We start from the raw sequence: 12413 nt of genomic DNA, 5'->3' as shown, positions 1-12413 counted from the left end.
TAGAACAAAAAGGACTCAAACTTTACGATACTGAATGACCCACAATCCTTATGGGTGACAGACGTTATGCAGCTCTAAGTTAGTGCCAATATCTTTATTTCGATCGGCTTTAGCATCGTCATTTCGCAGTTGCGTCAAGTGATCTAAATACGCTTGGTCAACGTCGTTCGTGATGTAGTGACCATCAAATACGGACGTTTCGAAACGTTTAATCGCAGGATTCTCCATTCTTACCGCTTCAATTAAATCGGGTAAGTCTTGGAAAATAATGCCATCAGCACCAATTAACTTGGCGATTTCATCGGCATCACGACCGTGGGCGATAAGCTCGTTTGACGTTGGCATATCAATACCGTACACGTTCGGGAAACGAATTTCCGGTGCGGCAGAGGCAAAATACACTTTCTTGGCACCGGCTTCACGGGCCATTTCGATGATTTGCTCTGAGGTCGTACCGCGAACGATAGAGTCGTCCACCAACAAGACATTTTTGCCTTTGAACTCAGTGTTAATCGCATTCAACTTACGACGCACTGACTTCTTACGCTCCTGTTGACCAGGCATGATGAAGGTACGGCCAATATAACGGTTTTTCACAAAACCTTGGCGGTACGGTAAATCCATGCAACGGGCAATTTCCAGCGCGATATCGCAAGAGGTTTCAGGAATAGGAATAACCACGTCGATATCATGATCGTACCATTCTTTCTTAATCTTCTCGCCAAGCTTAGCGCCCATGTTGACGCGACTTGCATATACAGACACTTTGTCGATCGTCGAATCTGGACGGGCAAAATAGACGAATTCGAAGATACAAGGTGCATAGCTAGGCTCGGCAGCACATTGACGGGTATACAGCTGACCGTCAATTGAAACATAAATCGCTTCACCCGGTGCAACATCACGCATCACTTCAAAGCCAACTGCATCGAGTGCCACACTTTCAGAAGCCACCATGTATTCAGTGCCAGTGGCAGTTTCGTGCTTACCTAATACCAAAGGACGAATACCAAATGGGTCACGGAACGCGACTAAGCCTTGACCAATAATCATAGCCACAACCGCGTAGGCGCCACGAGCTTGTTGGTGTACGTTAGCGACCGCATCGAACACTTCTTCCGACGTCAGAGTCAAACTCGTGGTTTTTTGCAGTTCGTCGGCGAGCAGGTTTAACAAGACTTCAGAATCCGAAGTGGTGTTCACGTGGCGACGTTTTTTGATCAGCCCTTCGGCTAATTCGACTGTGTTAGTTAAGTTACCGTTATGGGCTAATGAGATCCCAAATGGCGAGTTAACATAGAAAGGCTGCGCTTCAGATGCGCTTGAACTACCCGCAGTTGGATAACGCACATGGCCAATACCAGCATTACCTTGTAGGCGTTGCATGTGTTTGACTTCAAAAACGTCTTTAACCAAACCATTGGCTTTACGTAGTCTGAAAGCACCACGATCAATGGTCACAATACCTGCCGCATCCTGACCTCTGTGCTGCAACACTGTCAGTGCATCATAAATGGTCTGATTAACCGATGATTGGCCAACTATTCCGACGATACCACACATGGGTAAGCTTCCTCATTGTAAGATGTTCTATCACTTAGGATTATTTTATTTTCTTTCTTATAGTTTGGGTACAAAGCTGGAGGTGTTTTCCAAATAGTCAAAAAACCATTGGATAACAACGCCAAATTCGGGCACTAGCACAGAATCTTTCCACCATTGGGAGTTGGGAGAGCCTGTAAAAGCATCCATGAAAAACAACAAGGCGCTCACAATAAGCGCGCCTCGAATAGCACCGAAGCACAAGCCCAAAAGCCTGTCAGTGCCAGATAATCCGGTTTTGACAACAAGTTGTCCGAGAATATAGTTAACTAAGGCACCGAGCACCAAAGTGGTAATAAAGAGGATGGCAATAGAAACGCCATTACGCAGCATCTCATCGTTCATTTGTGTTAAGTGAACGGCAAGATCTTGGTAAAATTGGCTGGCAACAAAGAAAGCCGCAAACCATACCACTAAGGACATGGCTTCTTTGGCAAATCCACGGATCAGACTGATGAGAGTCGATAATCCGATGACGAATATGATAGCGTAATCAATCCAAACCATTGAGATGGCTTTCCGACATGGGCTTTAAGACGGCGCGATTCTACCAGAGACTGAAACGATTCTCACCCCTAGTGAGGTAAATAAATCATTTTCAGTCTCGAGTGTTGTATCACCATTAAGATTCTAAGGGATTAAAAGGAACAATCCAGCCCTTGAGACGTGTAAGGTTTTCCACCTCAACTTGTACTTTCTTCAGCTTTGCCTCAGACACATCGGGTCCGACAAACACTTTAGTTAATACGCCATCTTTAGGGTTTTCAGGAATAGTGTACGCTTTAAAACCACTCTTACGCAGCTGTGCAACCAAAGCTTTAACATTCGTTGCGTTGTTAAAACTGCCAAGCTGCAAAGTAAAGCCACTTTTCAAGCTGTCACGGCTGACCACTTTAACGGCATCCTCTTTGGCTGCACTGGCTTTGGGCGTTTCTGCTTTAGGCTTTTCAGCCTTAGCCACAGTAGTCGCTTTAGCGTCCGCTTTTTTAGCCGGCTCAGTTTTTACAGTGGCTTTAGGCGGCTCTTTTTTAGCTTCAGGTTTCGTTTCAGGCTTAGGCTCTGCTTTTTTAACATCAGGCTTAACGTCTTTCTTAACATCTTGCTTTGCGACTTCGATTACTGGCGCAACGGCAGACTTTTCATTGTCAGCATTAACTGGCATTTCGGCTAAGGCGACCTCAGTCCCATTCAGCGCAGCAGCATCCTCGGCCGACAAGACTTCAAACATATCATCGTCGGCTTTTTGCTGCTCAATCACGGTCGGGCGCAAAGGAATTTCGGAAAACTGCTCTTCTTGGCGATCTTTTTTGCCATCCAAAATATCCGGCAAAAAAATTACCCCAAGCGCAACCAGCACCACAGTGCCGACTAAACGATTATGAAACTGGCTAGACAAAACTGACTTCCTGCATAAATTGAGACTTAAAACCTGCCACAGTGTAAAAGGAGCCAAACACAATTACCACATCATCTGGGTTAATTTGCGCTTTTAATGCAGACCAAGCCTCAGATATGTCCTCAAACTCAAATGCAGCAGCCTCAGTGGCTAATGTTTTGCGTAGCATGGCCGAACTCGCGCCACGCTCACCGTGCAGACTGACTAAATACCAAGTGTCGATCAGAGGGTTGATCACAGGCAACACACCTGCGATATCTTTATCCTTCAACATGCCGCAAAGGGCGAACACGCGCTTACCCACAACGATTGGCGCTAACTGTTGTACCAAAAACCGCGCCGCATGGGGATTATGGGCAACATCGAGTAACACTAACGGCTGCTCACTCACCCGCTCTAATCGACCCGTTAACCGAGCCGTGCTAATACCCTCAGCAATAATTGAAGGCGTGATATCCGGCCAGCCCTGTTCAATCACTGCCAATACAGTCGCCGCATTAGGTAATGGCAAAGTTGGTAACGCTAAATCGTGCAGTTTGAGCACTTGACCTTGAAAATCCCACAGATTGCCATGGGCTTGATAACTGAATTCATTACCGACACGATACAAGATGGCGCCAACCTCATTGGCGACATCATTGACAGTGTGTGGCAAGTTGGGTTCACCCACAATGGCAGGTTTACCACTGCGGAAAATGCCCGCCTTTTCACGGCCCACAAGCTCACGGGTATTACCGAGATAACTTTCATGGTCTAAATCGACCGACGTCAGTACGCTAATGTCGGCATCGATAATATTGGTAGCATCTAACCGTCCACCTAAACCGACTTCTAAGATAACCACATCAAGCTGAGCGGTTTTAAAGAGTATCAAGCCTGCGAGCGTAGCGTACTCAAAAAAGGTCAGAGAAATATCGCCGCGCGCGGCTTCAATTTGCTCAAATGCCGTAACAAAACCGCTATCACTGACATCGCTACCATTGATACGCACTCGCTCGTTGTACTTCAGCATGTGTGGCGAACTGTATACGCCCACAGTCAAACCTGATAGGCGCAAAATATTTTCGAGCATGGCGCAGGTGGTGCCTTTGCCGTTCGTCCCCGCCACTGTCACTATTTTGGTTGGACCTAAATCCAAAAGACCCAGGGTTTGCGCGACCTTAGAGACACGGGTTAACCCCATATCGATTTCGGTCGGATGTATAGATAGCAAATAATCCAACCACTGTTCCAATGCTGCATTTGACGCTGGTACTGTAAGCATGTCTGTATATCCTCGTATTCGATTATCTCTCAAATAAGATCTTTTCAATCCAACATGAATAATGGCCCAAGGGCGAGCTTAGGTAATTGATATTGTTCTGGATAAGTCACATCAACTAAATAGAGTCCATGGGGTTTAGCCGTTGCTGCGGCTTGGTTTCTGTCTTTTAACGCGAGCAAATCGCCCATCCAAGTCAGTGGCTGATTACCTAGACCGATTTCTAACAATGAACCGACAATATTGCGCACCATGTGATGCAAGAAAGCATTCGCGGCGATATCAACAATCACATACATACCTTGGCGCGTGACATTAACGCAATGCACATTACGAAACGGTGTTTTCGACTGACACTGAACAGCGCGAAAGCTAGTAAAATCCTGCTCACCCAAGAGTGCCTGTGCCGCTTGGTGCATTTTGTCAGCATCGATATTGCCGTGATAATGGCTTACACCATGGCGTAAAATCCCAGGGCGAAAAGTGTGATTATAAATCACATAGCGGTAGCGTCTGGCGGTGGCCGAAAAGCGCGCATGGAAACTGTCGTCGACTTCTTTGACCCAACGTACGGCAATATTGTCGGGCAAATTAGCATTCACCCCTAAGGTCCATGCACCTTCATTACGAATGGCATTGGTTTCAAAATGAACCACTTGGCCTGTGGCATGCACGCCCGCATCGGTACGTCCAGCGCAGAAGACGCCGATAGGCTCATTAGCCACTATCGATAACGCCCGTTCTAATTGCCCTTGTACTGAATCGACTTCGGCCTGACGTTGCCAGCCAAAATAACCATTACCGTCATATTCAATACCTAATGCAATCCGCATCCACTTATCCTCACAATTGATTTAGCGGCGCATTTTATCACAGCAGCCCATAAAAAAAACGGCGCTGAAGGCGCCGTTAGATTGAAACACTCTCAACCGGGATTAACTAATCTCTTTGAGCAAACGTCCAGCTTCATCCTGCTGGCGCTCGTTACCGTCAATTTGCACTTCTTTGAGCAGGGCTTTCGCACTGTCGCTGTCGTCAATTTCGATATAAGCACGCGCTAAATCCAGCTTAGCGTTGACTGAGTTTTCTTCATCATCAACATCGATCATCGCGGCATCACCGATTAAGGCACCGACATCACTCATCTCAACGTCAACTTCCGAATACAAATCAGTATCTGCGCCCTCTTCATCGGCATCATTCAGCAGCTTGTCGATGTCGATAAAACCGTTTTCATTTTGAAAACTGGTTAAATCATGGTCAGGAACAAACTTTTTCTGCGCTTTTCGCGACTCCTGGGCATCAAGTGCAGCCAAGGCTTCATCGACGGTAAGATTATGATCATCGACGAGTGAGAAACTGTCTTCCGACGTCAACACATCTTCATCGTCATAATCTGTATTGGCTGTAAAAGCGGCGAGCACATTATCGTCACTTAAGTCTAGCCCTTGCTCAAGGTCCAAATCATCCGCGTCTTCTTTGATATCAAGTTTAAAATCTTCACTAAAATCAATATCGTTACGCGTAGCCTTAATGGGCTTCTCTTGAGAAGCATAATCGAGCGCTGTGGCATCTTTGTTAGGCTCAACATCATTAGCCGTTACATCTGCTTGCGTTGCCGCAGGCTTAGCCTTAGGCGCAAAATCTAGCTCAGAGTCCCAATCGAGCACATGGGGATCTTTGCTCTTATTGGCTTTTAAATCATTAAAGAAAGAAGATTCTTTTTCTTTAACACTGGCCGCAGCAGCGGCCAAAGTGACTGCGGCCGTCGCTAATACATCAGCGTCGTTATCGTCACTCAGTTCCTCGACTAATGTAAAAGTATCATCGGTGCCGTCGATAGAGTGAGCCGCACCAATGCCTTTAAGTAAATTATCTTCGTCAACTGAATTGTCTGCTGAATCGAGTTGCGCCGTTTCCATATCGAAGTCGAATTCATCTTCATCGGCATCCAATTGCTCCGGCACATCAAACTCAGCTAAGAGTGCATCTAAATCATCATCACCTGACGCTTCACCTTTTATGTCTTCAGGTAACGAAGCTTCTAATTCTGCGGCAATTTCTGCACTGATATCATCATCTTCTGTATCGACTTTGAGTTCAGGCTCAGCATCAAAACTCGCCAGTAGTAAATCAATATCATCGGATTCTTCTACGCCTAATTCATTAAGCTCATCGTCTAACTCAGCGGCAATTTCAGCACGAATATCGGGCGCGATTTCAGGTTCAACCGCTGGCGTCGGTTTATCAAAATCCGCTAACAGAGCATCAATATCATCGGTATCTTCCACACCCAGCTCATCAAGCTCAGCGTCTAACTCTGCGGCAATTTCAGCGCCGAGGTCGGGTTCAACTTCAGGTTCTGCTGGTTTATCGAAATCGGCTAACAGGGCATCAATGTCGTCGGTATCTTCTACACCCAGTTCATTAAGCTCAGTGTCTAATTCAGCGGCAATTTCAGCGCCGAGATCAGGTTCAACTTCAGGTTCTACTGGTTTATCAAAATCGGCTAACAGGGCATCGATGTCATCGGTGTCTTCTACGCCCAGTTCATTAAGCTCCGCATCTAGTTCAGCAGCAATTTCAGCGCCAAGATCAGGCTCGACTTCAGGTTCAGCGGCTGGCGTTGGTTTATCGAAATCAGCCAATAAGGCATCGATATCATCAACGTCTTCTCCGCTAAGTTCATCATCTAGCTCATCACCGAGTTCAGCCGCAATAGCAGCACTGAGATCTTCATCATCAGACGCAACAACGTCTGGTGCAGGCGCTTGTGCAATCTCAGTATCTTCTGCAGGAACACTAAACTCGGCAAGTAATGCATCAAGATCATCGTCATCCGCGATGGCTTCATCGGCAGGTTTAGTGTCTGCGACTTCAACATCATTCAGCTTAGAAGTAATATCATTACTGTCATCTTCTTGAGCTAAATCGCTCGCAAAGTTACGCTCTAATTCACTTAAATCCTCTTCGGCTTCGGTGCTGTCTTCAGAAGTGCTGTCGTCAGAACCTAGGCCCGCTAATAGTGCATCAAGATCGGCTTCCTCAAGAATATTGCCAGATTTGGGTTTCTCCTCAACAATATCCTCTTCCTGATCGCCCATGGCTTCGGCCCACAGGTCATCAAGAGATTGCCCTTCGTCTTCAACCTCTGGTTCGGCAGAGATCCCCGGATCGACAAACATTTCAGAAGCCATATCCATCTGATCGTGGGAGTCAGTCAAATCTTGTTCAGGTTGTAAATCGACACTGCCCATATCAAGAAGACTATCGATGGAATCCGCATGGTCAGAATCTAAATGTACCGCCATATCGTCTAAATCGTCATCATCCATATCCATGATGGCGGTACCCGCAATCCCAGCGGCACCGGCGGCCATAACCGCTTCTTGTGTCTGCATTTCACGACGTTCTTTATTGCGTTTACGGCGCAGGAACCAGAACACAGCAAGCAGTAAGAACAAGGCAGGGATCACAGCCGCGGCAATCAATAACACAGGACTGTTAAGGATATTGCGCCATAAGTCATCGGGCTCAATAGGTGCCTCTGCCTCTACTTCAGCTTCAACAGCTGTCGTCTCTGGCACTTGCGCAGCTTCAACTTCGGCTTTCAAGGCTTGGTTTTGTAGTTTACTGGCTTGAAGTGTTTCTTCCAGCACAGCAATCCGTTGATTTAATTCTTCAACTTTAACTTTTAGCGCTTCAACATCTGAAGTGCGCACTGACAGTTGATCTTGCGTGCGGGCTAATTCATCGGTTAATGACAGATTTTTGCTTTCTGCCGCTTCTAACCGCGCCGTCACATCTGAACTCAGCATCTTGGGCTTTTCAGGAACAGGTGTTTCAGCAACCGCTTTAGGTGGTGTCACTTTCGTTTCAACAATCACCGCAGGAGCCGTGACTGGCGCTTTCGCTGTCGTCACCTTAGCTGGCGGTTTAGACGTTGCTTTCGCCGGAGCCCGAGATTGTCTATCACTTTGCTCTGCTCTGGCTATCGCCATACGATTGGGGATCGACAGCATGACTTCTTTAGACGGAATGAGCAGGATCATACCGCGTTCTAAACTATTATAACTGGCAGAGTTAAACGCATGAGGGTTAGCATCGTATAAGGCGGCCATCACCTGATAGACGCTAACACTGGCATCAGGACGGACTTTTTGCGCTATGCTCCAAAAAGTGTCTTTCGATGTTGTTGGACCATATTGATGGTTAACTTGACGGATCTGTCCGTCTGGCCCCATGATTTTTAAGGGTTTTAATCTTGGTGTATCTGCAGCAACGGCGGGATCAATAAAATAAGCGGTAGAAGAAACAGCTAAAACAGTGGCCATTAGACCCACAAGATACGAAGTGCGAAATTTCATCAATCCTTCCCTTTGAAGCGCTATAAAGTTATCTCACTGATAACAGGCTTTAGGCAATTGTATTTATTGAGATTACTATAAACCAGAAATCCCCGCCCTGCTACTGTTCACAATTGTAAAACAAAAAAAGCCTGCTGACAGCAGGCTTTTCAATGGGCATCAAATGCAATCTAATGCTTAGTAATAATCTCTCACTAAGATCTCGGCAATTTGCACACTGTTCAAGGCTGCGCCTTTACGAATATTGTCTGACACGACCCACAAGTTAATCCCGTGAGAATGAGAAATATCCTTACGAATGCGACCCACATAAACCGGATCGGTTCCTGCGGCATCGGTCACTGCTGTTGGATAATCCTCATCGGATTCAAACAATACCACTCCTTCGGCATTACGCAGTAAAGCTTTAACGTCTTCGGCATCAACAGGCTGACGAGTTTCGATATTAATGGCTTCTGAGTGACCATAAAATACAGGGACACGTACGGCGGTCGCATTCACTAAAATCTCATCGTCACCGAAAATCTTCTGGGTTTCCCAGACCATTTTCATTTCTTCTTTGGTATAGCCGTTATCCATAAATTTATCGATTTGTGGCAATACGTTAAAAGCAATTTGTTTTGGATAGACTTCAGCGTCAGCAGGTAAACCTTGCAGTAATTTAGTGCACTGATGCGCTAATTCTTCAATGGCTTTTTTACCTGTGCCCGATACTGACTGGTACGTTGCCACATTAATGCGGCTGATACCATAGGCATCATAAATTGGCTTAAGTGCCACCAGCATTTGAATGGTTGAGCAATTTGGGTTAGCAATGATATTGCGATTGCGGAAATCAGCGATAGCATGCGGATTCACTTCAGGTACAACCAAAGGAATATCGATGTCGTATCTAAAGTGTGAGGTGTTATCAATCACAACACAGCCTGCTTCAGCGGCAATCGGTGCCCATTTGGCGGAAACATCACCACCTGCAGAGAAGAAACCAATTTGAGCTTGGGTCCAATCGAAGGTTTCTACGTCGAGAATGGTAATTTGTTTGCCATGAAAGCTGACCGTTTCACCGGCGCTGCGGCTACTGGCTAAAGGGTACAAATTGGCAACCGGGAAATTACGCTCTTCGAGGATCTCTATCATAGTTTGACCCACTGCGCCCGATGCACCTAAAACGACAACATTAAATTCCTGTGACATAGCTACTGACCGACTCCTGAAAAACCTAAATTGGACAACCAATCTACCTCAGATTGACCGTCATAAGCCAGCGCCAATGCACTAAATTCGCGTCTATGTTGGTGATTTTTTCTCATAGTGTCGAAGCCATTCTCATTTAAGAATGTATTTCTGAACATCTTGTCATCATCGCGCAAATCATAGACAAAACGCGCGAGCTGTAATAACGCTTTTTCATTCGGCGCAGTCGCAAGTTCGACCGCCTTAATGTTAAAGCTTGGCAAGAGATCCAGCAGAATTTTATCGGCAGTAATATTAAGTAACTGACACAGCTTTTGATAGAGCATAAAAGTGCCACGCGCCTTACCTTCTAAGCTGTAACCTGCAATATGCGGGGTGGCAAATTCAGCCAGTGGTACCAGTTCAGGCATCGGTGTTGGCTCGCCTTCCCACACATCGAGCACTAATTTAAGATCATCACGCTGGCGTTTAACTCTGACAAGTGCTTTGTTATCTATCACATCGCCACGACAGCAATTAACTAACCAAGTATTGGGTTTGAGCGCCTTTAAGCGCGCCTCATCGAATAAATGTTTGGTTTTATGCTCGCCCGTTCGCGTGATGGGCACATGTAAACTGATGATATCGGCCTGCGCCATGATGGTCTCTAAACTCACAAAACTGCGTGGATCGCCCTGTTTCTCTTTGATGGGATCATTAAGCAACACGTTAATACCGTAGGCTTGCAAACATTTTGCTGTTGCAGTACCGGTATTGCCCGCGCCCACTATGCCGACGACCTTGCCCTTAAGCGGCGAATCAAACCGCTGTGCTAACTCCAGCATAGCGATAAAAGCAAACTCCCCAACCGCAGTCGCATTGCAACCTGGCGCATTAGAGAAGGGGATATTACGCTCGGCAAGGTAGGCTAAATCCACATGATCTGTGCCTATAGTGGCACTGCCGACAAACTTCAGTTGATGATTGTCCGAGAGCAACTCGGCATTCACTTTGGTGACTGAGCGCACTAATAACACATCGGCATCGCGCACTTGCGCTGCGGTTAACGTGCGGCCATTAACAGGAATAATTTCCCCGAAATCGCCAAATAGCGGTTCAACATAGGGCATATTTTCATCGACTAAAATCTTCATGGGCACCTGATCGGATAAAAGTGGGAATGGAAGGCATCAAGATGCTCGGTATTCTAACAAGACTAATGGGATAAATCCTTGTCGATGCAACAGGTTTACAAAAATCGCCCATAAAAAAGGGAAGCCTAAGCTTCCCTTCTATCGCGTTTGATAAACAAACTTATTTGAATTTACGCATCACTAGCGTGGCGTTTGTACCGCCAAAACCAAAGCTGTTACTCATGACTGTATTCAGCTCAGCATCACGATATTCACGCACGATAGGCATATCTTTCGCCGCGTCGTCCAGATTTTCGATATTGATGCTTGGGGCAATAAAGCTGTTTTCCATCATGATTAAGCTGTAAATCGCTTCATGTACACCAGCGGCGCCTAAAGCATGACCTGTCATAGACTTAGTCGATGCAATCGGTGGGCACTTGTCTTTGAAGACTTCACGTAGCGCTTCTAATTCACGTACGTCGCCCACTGGCGTTGAAGTGCCGTGAGTGTTGATGTAATCGATTGGGGTATCGACATCCATCATCGCCATTTGCATACAACGCACTGCGCCTTCGCCAGATGGCGCTACCATGTCATAACCGTCTGAAGAAGCGCCATAACCAATCACTTCAGCGTAAATTTTTGCGCCGCGAGCCAGAGCATGCTCTAACTCTTCAACCACTAAAATACCGCCGCCGCCAGAAATCACAAAACCATCACGGTCTGCATCATAGGTACGAGAGGCTTTTTCGGGTGTGGCATTGTACTTAGTTGACAGTGCGCCCATAGCATCGAAGCCCATGGTCAGTGTCCAATCCACTTCTTCAGCACCACCGGCAAACACCATGTCTTGCTTACCCATTTGGATAAGTTCAACGGCATGACCAATACAGTGGGCGCTAGTTGCACAGGCTGAACTGATAGAATAATTCATGCCTTTAATTTTAAATGGCGTGGCTAAACAAGCGCTGGCCGTGCTCGACATGATGCGAGGCACAATATACGGACCTACACGTTTAACGCCTTTTTCACGCAATGTATCGGCAGATTGTACTTGGTTAGACGATGATGCGCCGCCTGTACCCACAATCAAACCTACGCGCGGATCTGAATACTGTTCTTCAGTTAAATTGGCATCGGCAACCGCTTCTTGCATAGCAATGTAGGCATAAGCTGCCGCATCACCCATAAAACGCAATGCCTTACGATCGATATGCTCAGCAGGGTTTAACTTGATGTCACCCCATACATGGCTACGTAATTGCATCTCTTCAAACTGAGCTGAATGCGTAATACCACTGCGGCCCGCTTTCAGTGACTCGGTCACTTCTTGCTTGTTATTACCGATACTTGAAACAACACCCATTCCGGTGATCACGACTCTTTTCATTTTATTGCTATCCATTGTGTACATGTCAGTACCTACTTTTCGCTGAGCCAATAGTATCTGTTTTGACTCAATTAAGTGGTCAGCTTTC

9 protein-coding genes are annotated in these 12413 nt (G+C 46.3%); all 9 read right to left on the bottom strand.

Going from position 1 to position 12413, the window contains the following annotated elements; genetic code table 11:
* Positions 1–48 precede the first annotated feature (48 nt).
* On the bottom strand, positions 49–1563 hold the full coding sequence (gene purF, locus CKQ84_RS16650; RefSeq protein ID WP_028761029.1) for an amidophosphoribosyltransferase: 1515 nt from the start codon (positions 1561–1563) through the stop codon (positions 49–51).
* Between the two features lie 57 nt (positions 1564–1620).
* Positions 1621–2109 (bottom strand): CvpA family protein, encoded by a 489-nt coding sequence (locus tag CKQ84_RS16645; protein WP_028761030.1) that lies wholly within the window; start codon positions 2107–2109, stop codon positions 1621–1623.
* 115 nt (positions 2110–2224) lie between these two features.
* Positions 2225–2998 (bottom strand): SPOR domain-containing protein, encoded by a 774-nt coding sequence (locus tag CKQ84_RS16640; RefSeq protein ID WP_028761031.1) that lies wholly within the window; start codon positions 2996–2998, stop codon positions 2225–2227.
* On the bottom strand, positions 2991–4262 hold the full coding sequence (gene folC / locus CKQ84_RS16635) for a bifunctional tetrahydrofolate synthase/dihydrofolate synthase (RefSeq protein ID WP_105252098.1): 1272 nt from the start codon (positions 4260–4262) through the stop codon (positions 2991–2993). Before folC ends, CKQ84_RS16640 begins: the two co-directional genes overlap by 8 nt.
* A 44-nt stretch (positions 4263–4306) precedes the next feature.
* Complete coding sequence (gene truA, locus CKQ84_RS16630) at positions 4307–5092, bottom strand: tRNA pseudouridine(38-40) synthase TruA (RefSeq protein WP_028761033.1); 786 nt, start codon at positions 5090–5092, stop codon at positions 4307–4309.
* A 102-nt stretch (positions 5093–5194) separates the two neighbouring features.
* Entirely contained in the window at positions 5195–8626 is a 3432-nt protein-coding gene (locus tag CKQ84_RS16625) for a FimV/HubP family polar landmark protein (RefSeq protein WP_105252097.1), read from the bottom strand.
* 177 nt (positions 8627–8803) lie between these two features.
* Complete coding sequence (locus CKQ84_RS16620; RefSeq protein WP_028761035.1) at positions 8804–9820, bottom strand: aspartate-semialdehyde dehydrogenase; 1017 nt, start codon at positions 9818–9820, stop codon at positions 8804–8806.
* Between the two features lie 2 nt (positions 9821–9822).
* Complete coding sequence (locus CKQ84_RS16615; protein ID WP_105252096.1) at positions 9823–10953, bottom strand: 4-phosphoerythronate dehydrogenase; 1131 nt, start codon at positions 10951–10953, stop codon at positions 9823–9825.
* A gap of 160 nt (positions 10954–11113) precedes the next feature.
* Positions 11114–12325, bottom strand: coding sequence for a beta-ketoacyl-ACP synthase I (fabB, locus tag CKQ84_RS16610; protein WP_216822559.1), 1212 nt, complete (start codon positions 12323–12325; stop codon positions 11114–11116).
* Between the last annotated feature and the right edge of the window lie 88 nt (positions 12326–12413).

The organism is Shewanella sp. WE21 (assembly GCF_002966515.1).
GTDB classification, from domain to species: domain Bacteria; phylum Pseudomonadota; class Gammaproteobacteria; order Enterobacterales; family Shewanellaceae; genus Shewanella; species Shewanella oncorhynchi.
Note: the sequence above shows the minus strand (reverse complement) of the source record. Positions and strands in the feature narration are given on the sequence as shown.

What these genes read in the sequence shown, in the direction of transcription:
- purF (WP_028761029.1), bottom strand. Translation starts at nt 1,563, where the DNA reads ATGTGTGGTATCGTCGGAATAGTTGGCCAATCATCGGTTAATCAGACC.
- CKQ84_RS16645 (WP_028761030.1), bottom strand. Translation starts at nt 2,109, where the DNA reads ATGGTTTGGATTGATTACGCTATCATATTCGTCATCGGATTATCGACT.
- folC (WP_105252098.1), bottom strand. Translation starts at nt 4,262, where the DNA reads ATGCTTACAGTACCAGCGTCAAATGCAGCATTGGAACAGTGGTTGGAT.
- truA (WP_028761033.1), bottom strand. Translation starts at nt 5,092, where the DNA reads ATGCGGATTGCATTAGGTATTGAATATGACGGTAATGGTTATTTTGGC.
- CKQ84_RS16625 (WP_105252097.1), bottom strand. Translation starts at nt 8,626, where the DNA reads ATGAAATTTCGCACTTCGTATCTTGTGGGTCTAATGGCCACTGTTTTA.
- CKQ84_RS16620 (WP_028761035.1), bottom strand. Translation starts at nt 9,820, where the DNA reads ATGTCACAGGAATTTAATGTTGTCGTTTTAGGTGCATCGGGCGCAGTG.
- CKQ84_RS16615 (WP_105252096.1), bottom strand. Translation starts at nt 10,953, where the DNA reads ATGAAGATTTTAGTCGATGAAAATATGCCCTATGTTGAACCGCTATTT.
- fabB (WP_216822559.1), bottom strand. Translation starts at nt 12,325, where the DNA reads ATGAAAAGAGTCGTGATCACCGGAATGGGTGTTGTTTCAAGTATCGGT.